Origin of the sequence: Nonlabens ulvanivorans, from assembly GCF_032922765.1 — a bacterium.
Classification (GTDB): domain Bacteria; phylum Bacteroidota; class Bacteroidia; order Flavobacteriales; family Flavobacteriaceae; genus Nonlabens; species Nonlabens ulvanivorans.
In genome coordinates this window covers 1,423,990-1,447,899 of record NZ_CP136694.1, presented here as the reverse complement: position 1 = coordinate 1,447,899, position 23,910 = coordinate 1,423,990, and the positions used below count along the sequence as shown (strand labels likewise).

The 23,910-nt window shown below is 34.1% G+C and carries 22 protein-coding genes; 8 read left to right on the top strand and 14 right to left on the bottom strand.

Going from position 1 to position 23,910, the window contains the following annotated elements; translation table 11 throughout:
* Positions 1-67: 67 nt before the first annotated feature.
* Positions 68-766, top strand: a complete 699-nt coding sequence (locus R1T42_RS06575) for a hypothetical protein (RefSeq protein ID WP_317291759.1) — start codon at positions 68-70, stop codon at positions 764-766.
* Here the strand turns inward: R1T42_RS06575 and R1T42_RS06570 are convergent.
* The gene (locus tag R1T42_RS06570; RefSeq protein ID WP_042247515.1) at positions 761-931 is read right to left on the bottom strand and encodes a YqaE/Pmp3 family membrane protein; all 171 of its coding nucleotides are present in this window, start codon (positions 929-931) and stop codon (positions 761-763) included. The genes R1T42_RS06575 and R1T42_RS06570 overlap by 6 nt on opposite strands.
* Before the next feature lie 185 nt (positions 932-1,116).
* Between R1T42_RS06570 and R1T42_RS06565 the strand changes: the two genes are divergently transcribed.
* A complete protein-coding gene (locus tag R1T42_RS06565) occupies positions 1,117-1,812 on the top strand; it encodes a hypothetical protein (protein WP_317291758.1) in 696 nt (231 codons plus the stop codon).
* A gap of 11 nt (positions 1,813-1,823) precedes the next feature.
* On the opposite strand, the gene purB is transcribed toward R1T42_RS06565, so the two are convergent.
* Genes purB through R1T42_RS06530 form a run of 7 tightly spaced genes read right to left on the bottom strand, consistent with a single transcriptional unit; the run spans position 1,824 to position 8,035 of the window.
* Entirely contained in the window at positions 1,824-3,164 is a 1,341-nt protein-coding gene (gene purB, locus R1T42_RS06560) for an adenylosuccinate lyase (protein WP_317291757.1), read from the bottom strand.
* 57 nt (positions 3,165-3,221) lie between these two features.
* A complete protein-coding gene (locus R1T42_RS06555; protein WP_317291756.1) occupies positions 3,222-3,806 on the bottom strand; it encodes an adenylosuccinate lyase in 585 nt (194 codons plus the stop codon).
* Positions 3,784-4,428 carry a hypothetical protein gene (locus R1T42_RS06550; protein ID WP_317291755.1) on the bottom strand — a complete coding sequence of 215 codons (645 nt, stop codon included), beginning with the start codon at positions 4,426-4,428 and terminating at the stop codon, positions 3,784-3,786. The genes R1T42_RS06555 and R1T42_RS06550 overlap by 23 nt, the downstream gene beginning before the upstream one ends.
* 4 nt (positions 4,429-4,432) lie before the next feature.
* Positions 4,433-5,116, bottom strand: coding sequence for an SIR2 family NAD-dependent protein deacylase (locus R1T42_RS06545; protein WP_317291754.1), 684 nt, complete (start codon positions 5,114-5,116; stop codon positions 4,433-4,435).
* Positions 5,117-5,125: 9 nt separating this feature from the next.
* The gene (locus tag R1T42_RS06540; RefSeq protein ID WP_317291753.1) at positions 5,126-6,289 is read right to left on the bottom strand and encodes a THUMP-like domain-containing protein; all 1,164 of its coding nucleotides are present in this window, start codon (positions 6,287-6,289) and stop codon (positions 5,126-5,128) included.
* Complete coding sequence (locus R1T42_RS06535) at positions 6,290-7,393, bottom strand: AI-2E family transporter (RefSeq protein WP_036584598.1); 1,104 nt, start codon at positions 7,391-7,393, stop codon at positions 6,290-6,292.
* 3 nt (positions 7,394-7,396) lie between these two features.
* Positions 7,397-8,035: a DUF4159 domain-containing protein gene (locus tag R1T42_RS06530; RefSeq protein ID WP_042296251.1), complete on the bottom strand. Its 639-nt coding sequence runs from the start codon at positions 8,033-8,035 to the stop codon at positions 7,397-7,399.
* 130 nt (positions 8,036-8,165) lie between these two features.
* On the opposite strand from R1T42_RS06530, the gene R1T42_RS06525 reads away from it, so the two are divergent.
* Complete coding sequence (locus tag R1T42_RS06525) at positions 8,166-8,351, top strand: hypothetical protein (protein WP_036584600.1); 186 nt, start codon at positions 8,166-8,168, stop codon at positions 8,349-8,351.
* A gap of 13 nt (positions 8,352-8,364) precedes the next feature.
* Here R1T42_RS06525 and R1T42_RS06520 read toward each other — a convergent pair whose 3' ends face one another.
* Together R1T42_RS06520 and tsaD are read right to left on the bottom strand one after the other, a co-directional pair.
* Complete coding sequence (locus R1T42_RS06520) at positions 8,365-9,069, bottom strand: 16S rRNA (uracil(1498)-N(3))-methyltransferase (RefSeq protein WP_317291751.1); 705 nt, start codon at positions 9,067-9,069, stop codon at positions 8,365-8,367.
* A complete protein-coding gene (tsaD, locus tag R1T42_RS06515) occupies positions 9,069-10,085 on the bottom strand; it encodes a tRNA (adenosine(37)-N6)-threonylcarbamoyltransferase complex transferase subunit TsaD (protein WP_036584604.1) in 1,017 nt (338 codons plus the stop codon). The genes R1T42_RS06520 and tsaD overlap by 1 nt, the downstream gene beginning before the upstream one ends.
* Before the next feature lie 146 nt (positions 10,086-10,231).
* On the opposite strand from tsaD, the gene R1T42_RS06510 reads away from it, so the two are divergent.
* Positions 10,232-14,596: a translocation/assembly module TamB domain-containing protein gene (locus R1T42_RS06510; protein WP_317291750.1), complete on the top strand. Its 4,365-nt coding sequence runs from the start codon at positions 10,232-10,234 to the stop codon at positions 14,594-14,596.
* A gap of 44 nt (positions 14,597-14,640) precedes the next feature.
* Here the strand turns inward: R1T42_RS06510 and R1T42_RS06505 are convergent, their stop codons facing one another.
* The 3 genes from R1T42_RS06505 to recF are packed head-to-tail and all read right to left on the bottom strand — an operon-like array spanning position 14,641 to position 16,413.
* Complete coding sequence (locus R1T42_RS06505; protein ID WP_317291749.1) at positions 14,641-14,940, bottom strand: DUF721 domain-containing protein; 300 nt, start codon at positions 14,938-14,940, stop codon at positions 14,641-14,643.
* Positions 14,927-15,337: a lipocalin-like domain-containing protein gene (locus R1T42_RS06500; protein WP_317291748.1), complete on the bottom strand. Its 411-nt coding sequence runs from the start codon at positions 15,335-15,337 to the stop codon at positions 14,927-14,929. The genes R1T42_RS06505 and R1T42_RS06500 overlap by 14 nt, the downstream gene beginning before the upstream one ends.
* Entirely contained in the window at positions 15,334-16,413 is a 1,080-nt protein-coding gene (recF, locus tag R1T42_RS06495; RefSeq protein ID WP_036584613.1) for a DNA replication/repair protein RecF, read from the bottom strand. The genes R1T42_RS06500 and recF overlap by 4 nt, the downstream gene beginning before the upstream one ends.
* Before the next feature lie 183 nt (positions 16,414-16,596).
* Here recF and R1T42_RS06490 point away from each other — a divergent pair, with 183 nt between their 5' ends.
* Both R1T42_RS06490 and ribH read left to right on the top strand, forming a co-directional pair.
* Positions 16,597-17,385: a tetratricopeptide repeat protein gene (locus R1T42_RS06490; protein WP_317291747.1), complete on the top strand. Its 789-nt coding sequence runs from the start codon at positions 16,597-16,599 to the stop codon at positions 17,383-17,385.
* 4 nt (positions 17,386-17,389) lie between these two features.
* Complete coding sequence (ribH, locus tag R1T42_RS06485; protein ID WP_317291746.1) at positions 17,390-17,911, top strand: 6,7-dimethyl-8-ribityllumazine synthase; 522 nt, start codon at positions 17,390-17,392, stop codon at positions 17,909-17,911.
* A 35-nt stretch (positions 17,912-17,946) separates the two neighbouring features.
* Here ribH and R1T42_RS06480 read toward each other — a convergent pair whose 3' ends face one another.
* Complete coding sequence (locus tag R1T42_RS06480) at positions 17,947-21,549, bottom strand: S8 family serine peptidase (protein WP_317291745.1); 3,603 nt, start codon at positions 21,547-21,549, stop codon at positions 17,947-17,949.
* Positions 21,550-21,785: 236 nt separating this feature from the next.
* On the opposite strand from R1T42_RS06480, the gene R1T42_RS06475 reads away from it, so the two are divergent.
* Both R1T42_RS06475 and mutL read left to right on the top strand, forming a co-directional pair.
* Positions 21,786-22,067, top strand: coding sequence for a hypothetical protein (locus R1T42_RS06475; RefSeq protein WP_036584620.1), 282 nt, complete (start codon positions 21,786-21,788; stop codon positions 22,065-22,067).
* A gap of 9 nt (positions 22,068-22,076) precedes the next feature.
* Complete coding sequence (gene mutL / locus R1T42_RS06470; RefSeq protein ID WP_042296259.1) at positions 22,077-23,909, top strand: DNA mismatch repair endonuclease MutL; 1,833 nt, start codon at positions 22,077-22,079, stop codon at positions 23,907-23,909.
* Position 23,910: the final 1 nt, after the last annotated feature.

Sequence of the window (23,910 nt, the reverse complement as noted above, 5' to 3'; positions counted from 1 at the left end):
TATTATCGTTGTTTTATAGAACGATTATATCTATATTTTTCTATTTTAGTTGTTGTAAACTACACATATGAAACATTTTATACTTTTTTGTTTTTTCAATACAAGCTTATTCTTAAGTGCTCAAATAGTTATAAATCCCAATCCAGTTGATATTAATTCTGGGATTCTTACCATTACTTATGGATCACAAGGTGATTATTCATTATTTGATCCTATGGGAGATCCTAATTTACTTCTTTATACAGGACTTCAAACAGATGCTGATCCGTTAACATGGGATTATCACGATGACTTTAGTGATACCAATACATTTGTGGTTTTTAATTTTGACACTACCTTAAATGCATATGTTGCACAAATTGATGTGGCTGGTAGAATGTATCAAGAAGAACCTAGTTTAAACGTGGTGAACTTACCAGCTAATACTGTTGTAAATGATTGGTACTTTATTATCGCCACGACTGATCTATCTAGACAAAGCGCAGATTTAAAAGGATCTGATTATGGATGGCAAGCGGCTACATTAAGTAATAAGATTGCCAATAAGGATTTAGGTGTTAAAGCTGTAAAAAACGTATTGCTTTTTAGTAAGAAAGAATTTTATGAGATTGAATTGTATGACCTTACTGGTCGTTTAGTGTTGAAAATCAATAGAAGAATGGAAGAAGACTATCTCGAGATTTTAACGATGCAACCTAAAACATTTTATATTATTAAAATTAGTGGATTACAAGGTCAGCAAGTATTTAAACATTACTTTTTATAAAACTCGGTTTTTTTGTCTAGTAATATAAAAGGCATGAATAATACCTGGTATAAAGAAGAATAAAGTCAATAAAATACTAATTGCAAAATCGTTATGAACTCCTCTTTTCATAAATACACTTACAGGTGGAGCTAGAACGTTAAGAATTATAGTCAGAGTACTCATTGCTTTTTCCTACAAAAGTATAGTGAACATATTTCCTTTCGTGTTAAAATTGATATAAAATAAATTTATTAAGTTGACAGGTATGATTAACTCGCTTAATAGTGCATTTTTACGTAGGATTTTATCATTACAAAGTTTTTTGTGTTCGTTGACATACCCTTTATTAATAGTTTACTCCTTATTCCATGTTGAAATATTTAAAAAGTTTAGACCTATTTGCTGAGGAACGTTATTTCTTATTGAAAGAGAAACAGCAATCGTCTGGCTACTTTTTTTTAGCTAGTATGATTATAATGATTGGTTTAGTTATTCTCATTTATTGGGATTGGGAATCTATAGATTTCTTTAAAATCATATTGATTTGGGTAGGTATTCAATCCTCATTCATGATTTATCAAAAATTGAATTATGAAGAACCTCGTGATATCGATGCCTTTATACCCATAAATAATGTGTCTTTAAGTTGGTATGATAAATCGAAAAATATTTTCTGGATTGCAGTTTCAACATGTTTCATTGGTTTTTTCGTTTATAATGCAATTCAAGCCTGGATAAGTGAAGATTTTAACCCTTTTGAAGGTCTTTATTATCTATTACCATTTATAGTAATAGCGGTTAATGCTTTTACACCACCTATACCATCGATACAAATATATTTTCAAGGGGCTCATTTAAAATTTGTGATGAATTCAGTCATTTACTATGAGTCTAAAACTGATTTTCAAGAAATACGATTGAGTAAAGAAATGATTAGTATGAAATCAATACATGGTAAGGTAGATCGACTTTATCAATATAATTGGAATGATGATCAATTAGAGCAACTCAAAAGCTTTATAAATAAAAAAGCACCTCATATAGAAGTGCTTATTATAGATTGATATTTTTGAAATTATATACCAGTAAAGGTAGCTGGTGTTATGGCTTTCATTTCACTTTTAATAGTTTCACTTACGTCTAGGCCATCGATAAATCTAGCAATACTATCACCTGTGATTTTCTCATTAGTACGTGTTAATTCTTTTAAGGCTTCATAAGGATTTGGATAAGCCTCACGTCTCAATATCGTCTGAATCGCTTCTGCAACTACTGCCCAATTATTCTCTAAATCTTGAGCAATCTTAGCTTCATTAAGAAGTAGTTTTCCTAAACCTTTCATTGTTGCCTTAATAGCAATAATGGTATGTGCAAATGGTACACCTACGTTACGTAATACAGTTGAATCTGTTAGATCACGTTGCAATCTAGAGATAGGTAACTTTGCAGCAAGATGCTCAAAAATAGCATTTGCGAGACCTAGGTTTCCTTCACTATTTTCAAAGTCGATAGGGTTTACTTTGTGAGGCATGGCGCTAGAACCGACTTCACCTTTCTTAATTTTTTGCTTGAAGTAGTCCATGGAGATATAAGTCCATATATCTCTGTCTAAGTCTATTATAATAGTATTGATGCGTTTTAAAGTATCGAATAGAGAAGCCATGTGGTCATAGTGCTCTATTTGAGTAGTTGGAAAACTGTGCGTTAAACCAAGTCTGCTTTCTACAAAATCTTCACCAAAATTTCTCCAATCTACTTGTGGAAAAGCAACATGATGTGCATTGTAGTTTCCTGTCGCACCGCCAAATTTTGCTGCATGTTGTACTTTATCGAGCATGTTTAATTGCTCATCTAGTCGTACTGCAAATACATAGAATTCTTTTCCTAATCGAGTAGGAGAAGCTGGCTGTCCGTGTGTGCGAGCTAGCATAGGAATATTTGCCCAATCTGCAGAAAGCTTTTCCAAGGTTTCTTTTAGTGCTTCTATTTCTGGTCGGTAAATTTCTTCTACAGCATCTTTTATGGAAAGTGGTATGGCTGTATTATTAATATCTTGTGAAGTCAGTCCAAAATGGATGAATTCTTTGTGAGCTTGTAAACCTAGTTTGTCGAACTGTTCTTTAATAAAATACTCTACGGCTTTTACATCGTGGTTGGTGACTTTCTCGATGTCTTTAATGGCTTGTGCATCTTCATCTGTAAAGTTGCGGTACAAGTTTCTTAACTGCTCTTGAGTATCTTCAGAAAATGGTTGGAGTTGTTGGATTCCGCTTTCGCTTAAAGCGATAAAATATTCAATCTCAACCAAGACACGATAACGTATCAAAGCAGATTCTGAAAAGAAAGGAGCAAGTGTGTCGACTTTTGAACGGTAACGACCGTCTATAGGAGAAATAGCTTGTAAAGCAGTAGGCATAAGTTCTATCTTTAATAGCGTGCTAAATTACAATTTTAAAAGCTGATTTATCTCTAATTAGGAATCTAATTTTGCAATGATACGTCTGGCGCTAGACTTGAAACCATTGCCGTAATTTTCGTCTAGTTTTTGAAGTAAAATAGGTTTAAGCTCTGGATAAATCCAGTCAAATTCTTTTCCAAATTCAAATAGAGAATACACCGCATAAGCCATGTTTGCGGTCTTGTCTGTAGTGATTAATACCTGAAAACAACCTTCTACCATTTGTTCACGTATGGTTTGAGTCAACAGAGATTTTACTATGCTTTCTTTTTTACTATAGAACTTTTTAGAAAGTATGCTTGATATTTTACAAAGCGCTCGCATACCCGAAGAGTTGATGGGCATTTCATATAATGCTCCTATTTCTTTGAGATAGGGATAACAAGATTTTTCGTGAAGTAAAAATGATTGCTCCAGCGACCAGCAGGCTTGATGAGAAACGCCGCTTTCAGGTTTACATAAGTTGATTAGTTCTGATAGTAAATTACTTTCTACTGCAGCGATACCTAATCTTACGCGCTCGTCTTTATAGGCTTTGAGGTTTTGAAGTTCTGTTTTGAGTTGGTTTGCGGTCAAGCTATTCTTCTTTATTTTTTTCAAACATAACAGTTGCGATCTCATTTTCCATTCCCATCATATAATGACCACCGGTTATAATATGATAGATGCGATTGTCTTTTAAAATCATGATAGCCGGGCATTTCCAATCTACTGCAATTTCCCAATCTTTACGAAGGTCTTTTTTAACTTGCATGAGTTGATCATAAATGGACTGTGCAATAGAGTCATTTTTAAAAATATACTCAATCACTCTTCCACGAGGTCTAAAGTTTCCTCGCATTTTTAATTTACTATTTAAAAAGATGGCATTTCTACCTGAAACAGATTTATCTAACTTTTTGAGTCGTTTTCTAATCTTGTCAAAAGCTGTATTTGATTTATCTTTAAAATAAGAGAATCCATTTTGAGTATTCTTATACCAGTAACTAGAATCAACTGTTACTTCATATTGATACTTAGAATTCTCTAATTTAATTTGATAAATGTCCATATGAGAAGTGGTATCCAGAAAAATTATTTCAGGAACTTTTTCTTCTTCTATTATAGGTTCTTTTTTTTGAATTGTAGAGTCGATAGTTTCTTCAATTATTAAAGCTTCTTTTTTCAACTTGTTACAAGCTGTAAATAAAATGATTGATAATAAAAGGAGAATGTATTTCATATTGTTACAACTCCATATTCAACAAATCAGCCACCTTTTGAACACCAGTACTCGCATTCTCAGCAAACACTTTAAGTCTACCATTACTCTCTAAAGATGGATGTGGATCTACAAAATAAATAGGGCAGTGGTCAGGAGCATAATCTTTTAATCCAGCAGCTGGATATACTTGTAATGAGGTGCCTACAATGAGTAACACGTCTGCTTTTGCGGTGATTTCTATCGCTTGTTCCATCGCAGGAACTTCCTCACCAAACCAAACAATATGTGGCCGTAATTGTGAACCAGCATCGCAAAGATCGCCTAAATGTAAAACATCTTTCCAGTGTAGCTGGTCATGATAATTCTTGCTACTGCGAACTTTACGTAACTCACCATGCAAATGTATTATATTACTAGATCCTGCGCGTTCATGCAAATCATCTACGTTTTGTGTAATCACGTGCACATTAAAATTACGTTCCATTCCGGCAATACAATGGTGTGCTAGATTGGGCTCGACCTCTTTCAATTGTGCTCTACGCAGGTTATAAAAATTTAAAACAAGCTCAGGATTTGCGGCAAAACCTTGTGGTGACGCTACTTCCATCACATCGTGTCCTTCCCATAATCCACCAGAATCTCTAAAGGTGGAAATACCACTTTCTGCACTTACTCCAGCGCCTGTTAATACAACTAAGTTTTTCATGCATACAAGTTATAATTTCTTTGCTTGTATTACAATAGGTTTTCCCATAGAACTGGTAAAGAAAAGATAATCGGTCTCGTGTTCTTTGAGTTGATATTTTGTGCGTAGTTGGTGCACGCTTTCGCGAAAGTTTCTGGTGACGACAGCGCGATGGCTTTTGGCGTATGAGCGTTTGATGTCTTTGGGTTTATATGCTTTAACCTCTTCTACAAGAAAGGTTCTGCCAGGGAAGTCGATGCTTTTTTTACCAGTAAAAAGATGTGCGTCTTGATCGATTTTTGAAACTCCATACTTCTGACACAGGTGACCGAATGCTTGTGATTTCATTACTGCGGCATTAGGTTCATAAAGATAATCCAGTGGTTCACTGAGTTCAATACTAGCGGTATCGTTATGATTTAATACTAGATTAGGCTGGTGACTTTCTAAATTTACGCAATGGATAATGACCTCATTTACGTCTTTTTCTAGAACCCATAAAAGTTCTTTTACATCATTCTTTACAGCGACGATATGTATTGCACAAACGTTTTTAAGTTGCTTTAATCCAGCTGTTATATCTAGCATGGGTGATGTTTTGATCATCACTTTCTTTCCTTTAGAAAGTAGTAGATCTAGATTCTTAATAACATTAGGCTCATAATCTTCTAATTGTATCGCTTTGCTTTTTGTGTCGGTTTTGCGACTAGGATCTATATAGATTAAATCACATAGAGATGTACTTTCAGTAAGATATTGCAGCCCGTCACCAGCATAACTTTTGGTGGTTAATTCTTGTGCAGTAAATAATTGTTTAGCTAGTCTTTGTAAGTCTTTATTAAGTTCTATATGTGTGGTGTTGGTATACGCTTTCGCGAAAGCGGAAGTATCAATGCCAAATCCACCGGTAAGATCTATCATTTTCTCACCTTGAAAAAGGTTTGCCTTATAAGTAGCGGTAGACCAAGAACTGGTTTGCTCTAAGTTTACCTTAGGAGGGAAAATTACTTGATCATTGATGAATAGCGGTTCAAACTTTAAACGTGCTTTTTGCAATCCGACAAGCTGTTGTGTAAGTTCTTGCGGACTAATACTATCAAAGGGATGTGACTTTAAAAGAAATGAAGCAGCGTTTACATGGAGATGTTCCAATAAATATTCTCGCACTATAGGCTGTAACAGCTTTAAATTCATCTATAGATTGCGTGTCAATTTTTGAACAATCTTGTACTCGCTCAAGAATTCTTTAGAAATCACTTTTAAAGCGGTATATGTGGGAATAGCAAGTACTAGTCCTATAATGCCAAACAATAATCCAGCGATTAATATAATTATGAAAATCTCTAAAGGATGTGACTTTACACTTTTACCAAATATAAGTGGTTGGTTAATAAAGTTATCTATTAATTGAACAATAGAGTATCCTATGGCTACTATGACCAGCTTAGGTAATATGGTATGTGTAAAATCTGCTCCTAGATTATCACTAATGACAAATCCCATCATTAAAATAGAACCTATTGCTGGACCCAAGTAAGGAATCAGATTTAATAGCGCACAGAAAAAAGCTATGATTAAAGCATTTTCTACTCCTACAATAAGTAAAATGATACTATAGAGAATAAATAGAACAAATACTTGAAGAACCAAGCCTATAAAGTATCTAGAAAGCAGTTTTTTTATTTTGTTGAACGCTCTTAGGAATTGTCCTTCGGTTCCTTTTTTTGAGAAAACGAGTACTCCTTCAACCAGTAGTCTACTATCTTTAAGTAAAAAGAAAGCGATAAAAATAACTGAAAATAGTCCAATCATGATATTACCTAACGTTCCAAAAATTCCATTTACAAACTGAGGAATTAACTCTACATCAAAGTTTTGTACATATTCTAATCCTTGAATGCGCTCAAAAATATTAACACGTTTAATCCCAAAGTATTCACTTATTTCAATATTAAGAACCTCGAGGTTACCTTTTACTTCTTCAATATCAATGCGACTTAGATTCTCACCTTGTTCTAGCATGATCGGTATAATCATATAAGTAACTCCGGCAAGAATAAGTAGGATGAAAAATATAGTGATTATGACTGCTAGGGTATTATGAAATTTTAATCGATCTCTCAAGAAGACTACAATTGGTCTACCGATTAATGAAATAACAGCTGCAATCCCTATGTATAATAATACAGATTGAATTTTCCAAATAAACCATAATAGCACAAAGACACCACCTATAATAAGTAGGGCTCTTAAAATACCATATGCTATGGATTTGGAATTAAGTAATGGTGTAGACATAGATTAGTTTGTGAAAACGTATTTTATAATATTAGCTCCCATGTCTAGCGCTTTCTTGCGCACAGCTGGTGGATCATTATGTACTTCTGGGCTTTCCCAGCCATCTCCTAGGTCTGATTCAAAGGTAAATAATAGGACTAATCTTCCCTCATGAAAAATGCCTAAGGCTTGTGGACGTTCACCATCATGTTCGTGAATTTTAGGTAAGCCCTGTGGGAATTGAGTATGATTATTAAATATCTCGTGACTAGCCGGTAATTCAATAAGTTCTTTATCTGGAAATAATTTAAGTAGTTCTTTTTCTAGATATGGTTTCATTCCATAATTATCATCAATATGCAGAAAACCGCCGCTTAACAAGTAATTTTTAAGATTAGATAAATCATCTTCACTAAAAACCACATTACCGTGACCAGTCATGTGTATGAAGGGATATTGAAAAATATCAATGCTGTTTGCTTCAACAGTAGCGATGTCTTCAGAAAGTGTAGTTCCTATTTCTTGATTACAATAAGTAACTAGGTTAGGAAGTGCTGTAGGGTTAGAATACCAATCACCACCACCATTATACTTAAGTACAGCGACATCTTGTGCCATAACAAGGTATGTAGAGCAAAAAAAGAGTAGTATAAAATTCTTCATATGTTCAAATATCTAACAATCTTAATAAGCAAGGATACATTATTAACAAATAATTGTTAGATAAAAGTGAAATTAAGGTTAAGTCGTTACGATTAATTATATATATTTAAATCCCCTTAAATCAATTATCATGCAAATTAACACTTCGCTAAGAATCATTATTCCCACTTGTTCTATGTTACTCGCATTAGGAACTGTTGCTTTTCAAAGCATTGAGGATTATTCAAAGAAAGAACAAAAAGAAAATATTCATCAAATAGAAGTTCAACAACAAGTTGATCTTGATGGTGTTTTGCTCATTGAAAATGAACAATAGGTTTAAATAGACCTTAATTGTTTATAATATTCAATGTTGCTGCGGTGTAAACACCTGCTGTTTCTGTGCGCAATCTAGTTGCACCCAAACTTACTGGCTTAAAATTATTATTTAATGCTAGTTCAATTTCTAGTGGCGTAAAATCACCTTCTGGTCCTATAAGTACTGTTGACGAGTTACCTTTACTTATCATATTGATGAGGTGGTTTTTATCACCATCTTCACAGTGAGCTATAAACTTGGAACCTGATAGGTCTGAGTTTATAAAATCTTCAAAAGTGGTAAGCTCATCTAGTTTTGGCTTATTGAATTGTAGTGATTGTTTCATCGCACTAATGATAATACGATTAAAACGATCTAGATTAATTTTTTGTCGTTCGCTATGTTTACATAAGATAGGTGTAATTCTAGTGATTCCCATTTCTGTTGCTTTTTCAAGAAACCATTCCATGCGATCATTCATTTTAGTAGGAGCAATGGCGATGTGTAATTGATATGGTAATGGTGGATACGCTTCCGCGAAAGCGATGTCTAAATCACATCTATTACTTGTAATATGGTTAATGGTACCATGATACAAATTACCTATACCGTCAGTAAGATTAATTATATCACCGATATTCTTGCGTAAAACTTTAAATACATGTTTGCTTTCTTCTCGATCTAATGTGAAGGAAGTGGATTGAGTATCTAATTGAGAATTATAAAATAATTGCATTACATATGTATTCTAGGTGAAGCAGTGGTGTCTAATCCTGCAAAATCATTTTCTAAATATTTAAAATAACCTGCAATCCCTATCATGGCTGCGTTATCTGTGGTATACTCAAATGGCGGGATAAAGGTTTTCCATCCTTTTGATTCCATAGATTTAAGATGTTCTCTGATACCAGAGTTTGCACTTACACCACCACCTATAGCAACTTGTTTTATCCCTGTTTGAATAACTGCTTTTTCTAATTTTTTAAATAAAATTTTAATTAAGGTATATTGAATACTGGCACAAATATCTTCTAGATTTTCTTTTATAAAGTCTTCGTTTTTTTTAGTCTCTCTTTGAAGAAAATATAAAACAGCAGTTTTAAAACCACTAAAGCTGTAATTAAGATCTGGTGCTTTAGGGACTGGAAACTCAAATTTTCTTGGGTTTCCTAATTTAGCTAATCGATCAATTTGTGGTCCTGCTGGGTAACCTAGTCCCAGAATTTTACCTGATTTATCAAAAGCTTCACCAACCGCATCATCTTGAGTTGTACCTAGTACAACTAGATTACTAGAGCTATTGACTTGAACTATTTGAGTGTGTCCACCACTTATAGTAAGTGCTAAAAAGGGATAACTAGGTTTTTCCTGACCATCATCTATAAAATGCGCTAGAATATGACCATGCATGTGATGTACATCTAGTAATGGTATATTTAACGATAATGCTAATGATTTTGCAAAACTGGTACCTACTAATAGACTGCCCATTAAACCTGGACCTTTAGTAAATGCAATGGCACTTAATTGTTTTTTGTCAATTTTTGCTAGTTTAAGAGCTTCCTCAACAACAGGAATAATATTAGATTGATGTGCTCTAGAAGCGAGCTCTGGCACTACACCACCATATTGTTCGTGTATTTTTTGGTTAGCGACGACATTAGATAAAACGCGGTCATTTTCTAGAATTGCACAAGCAGTGTCATCACATGAAGACTCAATTGCAAGAATGTATGTATTTTGTGTGGGCATTATGATACTAAGGCATAAAAATTGGTGACATTTGCAAAAGTAAATCATCTACTACTATTAAAAGGATTTTAAAAATATTACTAAGGATACTACTAGTGCTACTGGTGCTATTTATTATTCTAGTAATCGCATTCAGCTTTCCATCAGTGCAAACTAAAGCAGCACAATGGACAACTACATATCTTAATGATAGTTATGATACTGACATCTCTATTGATAAAATCCATGTCAGTTATTCTGGTAATGTCTCCTTAGAAAACGCATTAGCGCTGGATCACAGAAAAGACACAGTAATATTTGTAAGAAATTTAGAAACCTCTATTGTAAGTTTTAGCGATTTATTTAATGGACAACCAGATCTGGGGTCTGTAGAATTAGATGGGTTGTATTTAAACATTCATAGATATAAAGAAGATGCAAGAGATAACTTAAGTCTGTTCATAGATAAATTTGGAAGTAGCGAAAGTTCAAGTAACGCTCCATTTATTTTAGAAGCAAGTGAACTGAATGTTACTAATTCTCATATTATAGTATTTGATGAAACTATCAAATATCCAGAATCTTTTAATGCAAGAAATCTGAACATGGTTGCTAGTGATTTTAAGATTGATGGTGGTGTGATTACTGCAAGTATTGAAAACTCTGATTTCTTAATGCATACAGGTGTTATGAAAGAAGAAAATGGTGTGACTGATTTAATAGTCAAAAACCTAAAATCTAATTTCACTTATACAAGTTCTCAAATTCACATTGCCGATTTATATATAGAGACCGCAGGATCAAAGTTAGAAGGAGATTTAAAACTGAATTACCAGAATAATAATTTCTCTGATTTTACAAATAAAGTGGATTGGGACTTTCAAATTGATGAATCTATTATAGCGACTAATGAGTTGCGATTATTTTATAATGAGATTGTTAAAAATGAAACAGTAGAACTTAGTGGTCATATGACTGGAATTCTCAATGATTTTAATGTAGATCAGATGAAGGCCAGAGCACTTAATGATATCTCTATTGATGGAGATATGCATTTTGTAAATGTGGTAGATAATCTCGATGAATTTTATATTGAAGGAGACTTTAATCAATTAAGAGTTAGTAATAAAGATTTAAAAGCCTTTTTGCCAAACATATTAGGAAAATCTTTGCCAGTAGAAGTTGACGCATTAGGTACCGTTAATGCACAAGGATATGCATCTGTAAATGCAAATACTGTAGTGTCACGTTTAAAAGGTACTTCTCGTAAAGGGTCTTTTGATACCGATTTAGTGCTTACTAATATTCAAAGTACTCAACCAGGATATAAAGGAAAGGTTCAAGTAACAGACCTAGACATTGGTTCTCTACTTGGAGTATCGTCTTTAGGCAAAACAACCCTTAATTTAATTGTGGATGGAAAAGGTTTTAATCCAGATCAATTGAATACGAATATAAACGGTGGTGTCATTAACCTAGAGTATAACGGTTATGTTTATCGTAACATTAAAGTTAATGGAACACTTAAAAAGCCATTGTTTGATGGAAGCTTATCTATTAACGATCCCAATATTAAAATGACCTTTGATGGGTTAGCAGATCTTTCACAAGAAACTAATAAATATGACTTTAAGGCTAGCATAGAATATGCAGACCTAAATGCTATAAATATTTTTAAAAGAGATTCTACGGCTATATTGAAAGGTGATATTGTAATGGCGATGCAAGGAACTACAATCAATGATGCGTATGGTTTTGTTGAGTTTAAAGATGCCAGCTATAAAAACGATAATAAAGAATATGTATTTGAAGATTTTAAAGTAGTATCCTCATTTGATGAAGACGTTCGCAAGATTACAATCAATAGCCCAGACATTATTGAGGGAGAATTGTCAGGTAAATTTAAACTAGAAGAAATACCTGAGCTTTTTAAAAACGCTATTGGTAATGTATACACCAACTATAGGTCAGAAACAGTGACCAAAGATCAATATCTAGATTATGAATTTCAGATATATGATAAAATAGTAGATCTTGTTTTTCCAGATATCGCTCTAGGCGAAAACACAACATTAAAGGGTCAAGTAGCATCAAATGAAGCTCAGTTTAAAATGACTTTTAGAACACCAGAGATTAAGCTTTTTGACGATATTAAGTTAGACAAGGTTAATGTGCAAATCAATAATCAAAACCCTTTATTTAATACCTATATTAAGATTGATAACGTAAAGAATGGTGTTTATGACGTTAATGATTTTAAACTAATTAATGTAACTAATAAGGATACCTTATTCTTTAGAACCGAATTTGCCAGTGAAAAAAGGGAATCAGATAAATACAACCTTAGTTTTTATCACACGGTAAACGATAGTAGTCAATCTGTGGTAGGAATAAGGAAGAGCGATATCAAATTTCAAGGCAAAAAATGGTTTTTAAATAATGATGATAAAGAGGTACAACTCACCTTTGATCATGATTTTAAAAAATTTAGCCTAGATACTTTAGTATTTAAACACTCAAAAGAGTTTATTACTCTAGCAGGTGATGTAAGTGGTAAGGATAATAAAGCACTTCATTTAGATTTTAAAGATGTGCGTATTTCTAGTTTAACATCGCCTATAGATAGTTTAAAAATGAAAGGCCTCATAAATGGCTCTTTAGAACTAAATCAAAGTAATGGTAAATATGCACCTACCAGTGATTTTACGGTATCTGATTTTGAAGTAAATGATACTCCATTAGGAGATTTTGAATTAATTATTGCTGGAAATGAGAATTTAACCCAGTATAAAGTAAATGCTCAATTAAAAGATGACGTACAGCGCACACTTTGGGCAAATGGTACGGTTAATACTGGCGGTGATCAATCTAAGATTAACGTAGATTTTAATTTTAATGAATTCAATTTAGTCGCTTTAAGTCCATTAGGTGGTGAGGTGCTCGATAATATGAGAGGATTTGCGACAGGAGAGATAGGTCTTACAGGTTTATTAGTAGAACCTAATCTTAGTGGTGGATTAGTGATAAAAGATGGTGGATTGAATATACCATATCTTAATACAGATTTTGACTTAGCTCAAAATAGTGAAATTACTGTAAGTACTGATTTATTTGACTTCAATACTATTGAACTAACAGATACTAGGTATGGTACTAAAGGAACGTTATCTGGAGTTATAAAGCATAAGAATTTTGGATTCTGGGAATTAGGGCTCAACCTTAGCTCTGATAGATTACTAGTCTTAGACACAGGATTAACGCCAGAATCTTTATATTATGGGACCGCATTTATAGACGGTACAGCAAGTATAAGTGGACCTACAGATAAATTGTTTATCGACGTAAATGCTACTACCGGAGAAGACACCATATTTAAAGTACCCTTAAATGATGCCGAAAGTATAGGTGATAATTCGGTCATTTACTTCTTAAGTCCAGAAGAGAAAGAAGCTCGTGTATCAGGTGAAGACATTCAAATAAAAGATATTTCAGGGTTAGAATTAAGGTTTAATCTTAAAGTAACTCCTGCTGCCGAGGTAGAAATTACCGTAGATCAAGAAAATGGAAGTTATTTAAGAGGAAGTGGCGCTGGTAATTTATTACTTGAAATTAACACCTTAGGTAAGTTTAATATGTATGGTGACTTTATAGTCTATGATGGTATTTATAATTTTAAATATGCCGGTATAGTTAATAAAGAATTTACTATTCAACCAGGTGGTACCGTGGACTGGAATGGTAGTCCAACAGAAGCTAACATAGATGTAAGTGCAACTTATAAAACACAAGCAAATCCTGCGATTCTATTAGATAATCCTAATATAAATTCACAAATTCCGGTAGAAGTTATTACAAAGTTAGAAGGGAATTTATCCTACTTTGATCCAGAGTTTGAAATCAAATTCCCGAATGCCAACTCTGTAGTAAGCTCAGAGCTTCAATATCGTTTAGAAGATAAAGCACAACGTTATTTACAAGCTATGTCTCTCATTACTGGAGGAACATTTTATAATCCTAACAGTATAGGTCAAAATGCTGTAACTGGTAACCTAGTAGAAAGCTTATCTGGTATAGTGAATGATCTGGTAGGTAATCGTGATGGCGATATTCAATTTGGTGTTAATTATGAAGCTTCAGAGCGTAATCCTAATAGTGATTTACAGCGATCAGATCGTTTCGGTGTAACTGTGACTACTCAAATCACAGATCGTGTTTTGATAAATGGTAAACTAGGAGTTCCAGTAGGTAGTACAAGTGCCACAGAGCGTGCTGTCATAGGTAATGTAGAAATTGAATTTTTACTTAATAAAGATGGATCATTAAGACTGAAAATATTCAATCGTGAAGATAACCTGCAGCAAATAGGTGATATAAGTGGATATGCTCAAGGAATAGGTTTATCATGGTCGGTAGACTTTGATACTTTAAAAGAGTTATATCAAAAAATCTTTAATAAAAAATTAGAAATTGAAAAACAACAGCCTAAACAATCTGCATCAACAACTTTAAATAATGGACCTGTAAAATTCTAAGGTTCAGTTGAGTTACGCTTTCGCAAAAGCATAGTTATAAACCTTTATCTCAATACTAGCTTTTCAATCATATTACTACCTAAATGCTTGTTGAGGTTTTCCATGATTTTAGTACGTCCATAAAGTAATTCTTCTCTTAAAACAGACGAGGATAAACTTATAAATAGAGTAGTGCCACTATATTTAATTTGCGTTGTGTAAGTCATGATACCATTACCCATAACTTCTTTCCATGCCGTTTCTACATCAACACGAGCAAACCCTTTTTGAAGTTTATTTTGAGTTTTAAAATCATTTAAAGCCTCGCTCATATTTAAGAAGTCGTCTTTTTTATTCTTGCGCATTCTCGTGTGCTTTATAAATGTATTCTGTTCCGTTATCATGCAATAAGATAAGTGTTGATCCATTACACTTTTTTAAGGTCTGTTGGTATCGACTATCTCCATCTTTAAATGTTAATACAACAACTTGGTCAACAACTTCCCATGTAAAGGCAACAGGACTTCCATAATTAATAAAGCCTCCATCATAAGTAGGACTTACTCTATTTTTAACACCATTATATCCTTCAATTTCAAAATGATCCATATGATTTGAAAAAGGAAATTCTCTCTCGCTACCGTCAGGTAAGGTGACCGTTTCTATATTCCAATAACCTTCCATGGCATTTACCATTTCTTTACTATTATTACTGCAGGCAGTAACGCTGATTAATATCAATAATAAAATTAAATTTCTCATAATTTAAAAATCTTATACGATTGGTGTATCTCTTTTACCACTTGTTCTGTACGTTCAGGATGCGTATCACTTATGAATAATTGACCGAATTGTTCATCATTCACCATATTGATAATTTGAGAAACACGATTTTCATCTAATTTGTCAAAAATGTCATCAAGCAATAGAATAGGAACTGTGCCACTTTGAGATTTAATAAACTCAAACTGGGCTAGCTTTAAAGCCGTTAAAAAACTTTTTTGTTGTCCTTGACTACCGTATTTCTTAACAGCATGCCCATTAAGTAAAAAGTATAAATCGTCTTTATGTGTTCCAGCGCTACTATATTGTAATTGCATGTCTTTTTGGAGTGCTTTTTCAAACACTTCTTTGGCAGCGATTTCATTAAGATCAGACTTATAATAAATATTTACATCTTCCTCACTCTGTGAAATATAGGCATAATATTTCTTAAAAATAGGAGTGAAGGATTCTAGAAAGTCTACTCTAGTTTTATGTATAAAGGTAGCCAGTACGATGAGCTGTTCATCATATACTTCTAATCCGTCTCTATCAAAAGTACGGTTGGCTTGAAAATATTTTAACAACGCGTTGCGCTGTTGAATCAACTTATTATAAGTAACCAGTTGATTTAAGTAATTTTGATTATCTAAAGATATAACGCTGTCCATAAAACGGCGCCTAGTATCACTACCTTCAATGATTAAATCACGATCTGCAGGTGATATAATGACCAGTGGAATCAATCCTATATGTTCACTTAATTTTTCATAAGCTTTACCATTGCGCTTTACGACACGTTTATGACCTCTTTTTGCACTTACGACCACTTTCTCTTCATGGTCATTTTTATTAAAATTTCCATTAATGACAAAAAAGTCCTCGTCATGTTTAATGTTTTGAACTGTAATGGGATTAAAGTAACTTTTTGCAAATGCAAGATGGTAAATAGCATCTAGAACGTTGGTTTTTCCTACGCCATTGTTACCTACAAAACAATTAATCTTCTCATCCAGCTCAAATTCTGCAGATGCGAAACTTTTATAATTTACTAAGCTCAAAAAATCGAGATGCATATATGATTGGTAATGTTTTGAATTGCAATGTGTTGAGATTATTTCGCTTTCGCGAAAGCGTGATTTAAAGCTCACTTTTCAACCTCTCGCAAAGGTATGGTTTGAAACTAAGAAGAATAAAGCTTTAAACACATTTTTAATTATGGATAAATATTATATTTTTGCGCGTTCAATAAATAAACTATGGCAACCTATAATAAACGAGGATACAAACCTAAAACTAAGAAAGAGAAAGAAGTTGTAGAAGAAGTTCTAGAAACTGAATCTACTACAGCAGAAGTTTTTAGCACCTTAGATGAAGGAGCAAATAAGACGGAAGAATGGGTAAGTAGAAATCAAAATACAATCTTATATGTTATAGGTGGACTTGCTGTAATAGCTTTACTATGGTGGGCTTACACACAATTCATATTAGGCCCTAAGTCTGAAGAGGCTGTGGCAGAGATGACCCAAGCAAACATTTATTACAATGACGCTATCGTTGCTACAGGTGATGTTCAAGATTCACTATACACTCTAGCTTTAGAAGGTGGAAATGGTAAATTTGGTCTTACTAGAATCATCGATGAGTACTCTGGTACTGATGCAGCTAACCTTGCAAATTATCAAGCTGGAATGGCATATCTAAATTTAGGTGGAAATAATTATCAAAAAGCAATTGATCATTTAACTGCTTATAAAGGTGGAGATTCTGTATTAGAATCTATTTCTCTTGCTGGAATCGGTGATGCACTAGTACAAGTTAATCAAACTGCAGATGCTGTTTCTTATTACATGCAAGCTGCTGAGACTAATCCTAACGATTTTACTTCTCCTAAGTATTTATTAAAAGCTGCTAATGCTGCTCTTGCTACTGGTGATAAATCAACAGCGATCGAGGCTCTAGAAAAAATAGAATCTATGTATGCTGATGCAGATGAGGCTAGTACTGCAAAAGTACTTTTAGGTCAGGCACAAGCATCAGGTAACTAGTTACATGGCAACACAAGGAAAAGATTTATCACATTACGATAAAAACAATATACCCGATGCCGCAGCAATGCGTATCGGGATTGTTGTTTCTGAATGGAATGATGATATTACAGAAAACCTTTATAAAGGTGCTGTAGAGGCTTTAATGGACTGTGGTGTTGACCAGTTTAATATTCATAGAATGAACGTTCCTGGTTCTTTTGAGTTGATCTATGGATGTAAAACGATGCAGCACAGATCCTATCCAGTTGTTAATAGAAGGACTAAAAAGCCATTAGACGCTGTAATCGCGGTAGGTAACGTGATACGTGGAGAAACGGCTCATTTTGATTTTGTATGTCAAGGTGTTACTCAAGGAATTAAAGACCTTAATTTAAATAAAACACGTATACCTGTTATATTTTGTGTTTTAACAGACGATACCCATGCACAATCTGCTGCTCGTAGCGGTGGACAACATGGAAATAAAGGGTCTGAGGCGGCTATAGCTGCAATAAAAATGGCCGCTATTAAAAACGACCATTAATTAGATACTTTTTTATAACAATATTTGAAAGCTGATTATTTTATAATCAGCTTTTTTGTTGTTTGTAATTCTCCAGTGCTAACTCTAACAAAATATAGTCCTGATTTATAATTACTCACATCTAGCTTTGTAGTCATTGAACTTTTGACTTTATCAGCTTGTAGAATCACCTGACCTAAACTATTCATAATTTGAATTTCTACAGTTTCTGCGGTAAGTTTATCTATTTCTATAAATGCTATTGTATTTGCTGGGTTAGGATATAAATTTACAGCACTTGCTAATTTGTTTTCTTTATTTGATAATGTGCTATTTAGAGATATGTTATCAATATATGTACTGTTACTGTAATCATTAAGGTTAACAAACCTTAATACTATATCATTACCTACAAACGAGCTTAAGTCTATACTTTCTTGTCGCCAGTCTGAAGCACTGCTAGGTGTCCAAGTACTATTAGTATAGGGTACCGTGGCAAGTGTTAAGCCATCTTTAAAATAAATTTGATTGTATGTGCTACCGCAATCCGTAGATAATTCTACTCTTAGTCCATCATTGTAGGTTGCAGACCATTGTGCTTTTGCTAAATCAAAAGTAAGTGTAGCGGTACCATTAAAATTTAAATCATAATAATTTGTAGTAAAAGAATCTGTTTGTCCACGTGAGGTATAGTTTGCACCGTCAATGAATGCAGCTGTTGTCGGATTTCCATTAACTCCTATAACATTCATCTCTTCAGTCCATGTCGTATTTCCATCTGGATTATCAAGTATCCATCCTGTAGGTAGTACACCATTTACATCAAAAGGTTCTACAATGTCTAATGATTCACTTGTTGCTGTTGCAAAATAATCAAGTGTTTTTTCATCGTTTACTAATTGTTCATCATTAGTTGTACTTACCCAAACACGTAATGTGCCTGCACCATTTGCGTTCACAGTTGCTGGTGTGTTGAAGTTATATAAAATGGAAGAACCTGCATTAAGAGTTCCATTATAAGTCTCTTGTATAATAGCATTATTATCGATTTGATATGATATTGTAAAGTTAGACTGGTCTTGTGATCCTAGGTTCTCTATACTGGCCGATACAATGATAGGTCCAGGATTACAAATGGTTTGAAAATCTGCTGTGGTGTTCAAAATACTTACAACCGTTAAATCGTTGCTTAGTGAGCAATTTAATAATCCACTGCCGTCATATTCTATAGCATTGGTACGCAGACTAGTCCATCCATTGCCGCCAGAAGCGCTGATCGCTATCCATTGTACTTCGTTAATGTTTGTAATAGGTATACTGTAGCTTAAAGTTGTACTGCTACCATTTACTTCCATAAATTGTTGTCCTAAAGTATAAATATCATATGAAGTGGCACCTGGCATCGCGTTCCATGATACATTAATATATGTCGGGCATACTTGCGTAATGCTTAAACCTGTCACTCGTTGAGCAATAGAAAATGCAGCGTCACTAGTGTCTGTATTACCATTACTATCAGTTATTCTTACGAGACATTGACCAGAGACATCGTTAGGAACAGTCCATTCATATAATAAACTTGTATTACTTACAGTTGCGATTGCATTCCAACTCGTACCGTTATCAGAGCTATATTCTAATGAGAGATTACCGCTAGTATTAGTAGCATCCCATTGAATAAACTCTGTACTACCTGGTGTTAAAGGTTCACCACCATTAGGATATGTGATGTTCAGTTGGTCTTCTATTATTTCATAAACAACATAGAATTTTTGGATTCCCATGGGTATATTAAATCCTGTAATATCTACAGTATAATCACCAGCGATAGGATTATCAATTACGACTTGTTCCATGTTATTCAGTCGATCTATTCCAGTAGTAGCTGGAGCATTAAGAGTCACAGCATTTGGGCTGCTATTGAGAACCCATGGATTGTAAATAGAACCAGCTGGATCACTCACCACTAGATCTAAGTCGTTAACTAGGGCAGTGGAAACACCAGTAGCAGCTGCCGGATCATTCCAGTATAGCATTATTCTAACTTGTGAAGCATTTTGTGGTACAGGAACAACACGACTTTGTGATGTACCTTGTGAAACCGTTCTGCTAAAAAAATTACGTCCTTCAATAGTTTTAACAGCTCTTAACCCATTTACAATTCCCCAGCCGTATTGAAAATCAGGACCAGTATTACCTACGTCATTTGCGGTATTAAGCATGATAGCTTTTATTAAAGCTGACTCTGGTAAAACACCATTTGCTATGGTTTGATAAGCATCATATAATTGAGCCGCTACACCTGCAATTCCAGGTGCCGCACCTGAGGTTCCTCCAAAAGATAAATAACCGTTGTTTTCATTAGTTGATATATGACCTTGCCCATGAGCTGTAATATCTGGCTTGATACGTCCATCTGTAGCAGGTCCATTACTACTGCTTCCCGCAAGAGTACCATCATCATTTACATTTGCGGTTGCAATTACATTTTTACCTTGTTTGTGTCCACCCGTTATATTTCCCCATTGGCCACCAGCACCATATCCGCAATCAGACCCATTAGAATTTCCTGCAGAAAATACATGTAATAATGAAGGTGTATTATTAATTTGAGTATCTACAGTATTTGCAGTTATAGTATAGCCTGCATTACATCCATTTCCATAAGAAGAGTTGGTGATTTGAACATCTCCATTTGCGATAAGTGATGTCGTCGCGCTATCTAGAAAAGAAGAAGCATAATTTGAGACATAAACATTAGATCCAGCTGCCATACCGCGATTTTCTGGATTGAGGTTTCCAGCACCAGCTAAAATACCAGCAACACCATCGCCGTGCGTTTGTCCTGAACCACTAGCCTGTGAGTTGTCTATGCGGCCTTCAAAATCGATATGCGGTCCAACAATTCCATCATCTCTTACTAGAACACCAATTCCAGCACCAGTGTAGTTTCTTCCACCAACCTGTTGCGTGTCTAGATTATTAGACCTGTGTAAACCTCTTCCATCAGTATCTTCTTTTATGGATGGAGGTACTATGATGTCCATATATTGAACATAGTTACGAGAGGCAATCTCATTAATACGATCATTGTCAATGGCGACCATGACGTTGTGACCACTGGTAAAAACTTCTATAATATCAATACTATCGTTTTTTAAGTATATACTAATTTCCTCTGGAGTAATTGATTTGAAATATTGAATCTGGATAAGGATTTTATCTCCTCGAATAGCCCAATTACCGATAGTCTCATTTTTAAGATCATGTGATAATCTCATGCGATTATCATAAGGTCTAATTGTAATGACTCCTTTTTGTTTTAAAAATATAGGACTTACTTCTTGTGATGCTGTAAAAGCATATGTTCTATGAGGTAAATAGGCTTCAAGTGTAATTCCTGCAGCTTTTAATTCTTGTTGAACTATGTAAGTAGGAGTTTGTGCAAATTGTATCCATCCAGTATAGCTGTTTTTTAATACACTATTTGATGGAAATTGTGACCATTGAAAGTTATCGATATTAGTTTCCATGGTAATGATATCTCCTTGAAAATCTATCGGATATGAGTCTTGAGAAAAAGATAACGTACTAAAACAAATGATTAGAAAAGAGATAGTCCCTTTAAGGATGCTGTTTACTGGATTGGTTAGATTCATGTTATAAAAGTCTTTTTTGGAATCCTTAAATATAATGCCTAAACATCACAAAAATATTACACTGTTATAGAATGGGTTGACTTGTTGATGATTACGCTTTCGCGAAAGCGTAATTATTCAACATAACACGTCTTTAAACGGCTATTTTTTAATTATTAGTCATATTGTTGATAGTCGGTATGGTGTTTGACGTATCTACAATAGCATATTTATTAACTTTGTAATAAACCATAATCATGGGAATTCTAACACGTCGCAAAAATAAAAAGTATAGTTACGAGCCTCGCTTTTATAAACAAGAGGAAGGAACACGACCGTTTGAAATTAAACATAAATTTGATGAACACCGATCAACTATTGATGCTGGTGGTTTAAAAAATAGGTTTAATACAGCGATGAGTGATTATAAGCAAGGTGTAGATGCAGGTGTTAAAAAACGCTTATATATCATTGTAGCTGTGCTTGTATTAGTCTTTTTATGGTTAATTGATTTTGATTTATCCATATTTAAATTTTAGATTGACTTCATGTCAGACATTATAAGATTATTGCCCGATCACGTGGCCAACCAGATCGCGGCTGGAGAAGTTGTGCAACGACCTGCCAGTGTTGTAAAGGAGTTGTTAGAAAACGCCATCGATGCTGGAGCCACACAAATTTCTTTAATTATTAAAGATGCTGGTAAAACACTTGTGCAGGTCATTGATGATGGAAAAGGGATGAGCATGACTGATGCTCGTATGGCATTTGAAAGACATGCTACTTCAAAAATCACTAATGCAAATGATCTTTTTGATTTGCACACAAAAGGGTTTCGTGGTGAAGCGCTTGCTTCTGTAGCGGCTATTGCACATGTGTCGTTAAAAACCAAGAGAGAAGATGATGATCTAGGTACTATTCTTGAAATAGAAGGTAGTAAGGTTGTCAATCAAGAACCTGTCGTAACCACAAAGGGAACTATGATTAGCGTTCGCAATTTGTTTTACAATGTACCAGCACGTCGTAAATTTTTAAAATCTGATAATGTAGAATTACGCAACATTACTGATGAGTTTCATCGTGTTGCTATGGCGCATCCTCAAGTAGGACTTAAATTCTCTAGTAACGATACAGAGCTATTTAATTTACCAATTAGTAATTACAGACAGCGTATTGTAAATATTATGGGAGCAAAGACTAATGAAAAGTTAGTTCCTGTAGAAGAAGAAACAGAACTAGTTAAAATATCTGGTTTTGTAGGTAAACCAGAGTTTGCTCGTAAAACTAAAGGTTTACAATATTTCTTTGTTAATGACCGATTTATTAAGCATAATTATCTACATCACGCCGTGACTAGTGCTTTTGAAGGCTTGCTTAAAGAGAAAAATAATCCAACATATTTTTTATTTTTAGATGTGCCTAAAGATAGTGTGGATATCAATATTCATCCTACAAAAACTGAGGTCAAATTTGACGATGAGCATAGTTTATATGCCATTGTTAGAGCAAGTGTAAAACATGCACTAGGACAGTTCAGTATTAATGCGATTGATTTTGACAAAGAACCTCAATACGAGGTTCCTTATGAGTATACTAAGAAAAATACCAGTTCTCCTAAAATAGAAGTTAATCCAGATTTTAATCCATTTTCAAATACAGGCAGTTCTAGTTCTAGCACCAGTAAATCAACTCCATCTTATAGTAAACCTGCGCCGCAAGCATGGGAATCGCTATATGCTGGATTAGATGATTCTTCAACCTTACTAGATGAGACAGAAGAGGTGTCGATGACTACATCGATGTTTGAGGAAGAGAAAGTAACACGCAATATTTTTCAATTACAGCGCAAATTTATCATCAGCACATTAAAGAGTGGTATGCTGGTCATTCATCAAAATCGTGCTCACGAACGTGTTTTGTATGAGCAATTATTAAAGCATATCACTGTACAAAGAGGTACAAGTCAACAATTATTATTTCCGTTGAGACTTAATTTACCTGTTGATGAAGTGTCTATTTTAACACAATTACAAGAACAGCTAGAGCAGACAGGTTTTATCTTTAAAACATTAGCAAATAATGTTGTTGAAATTGTAGGCTTACCTATCCAGTTGAAAGAAAAACACGTGCCAGAAGTTCTGGAAACTATCATCAGAGATAGCGAATTAGATTTACCTAAAGAAAGTTTTTCTCAATCAGATCGGCTAGCAGCTACCATGGCTAGAGGAATGGCCATCAGAAGTGGAGAATCTATGAGTCAAGAGGCTATGGAGAATCTTGTCGATGAATTATTTGCTTGTAAAGAGTCAGAACTTACCGCTCAAGGAAAAAAGGTGTTCATAAATATCACGGGCGAAAGCCTAAATTTAAAGTTCAACTAGT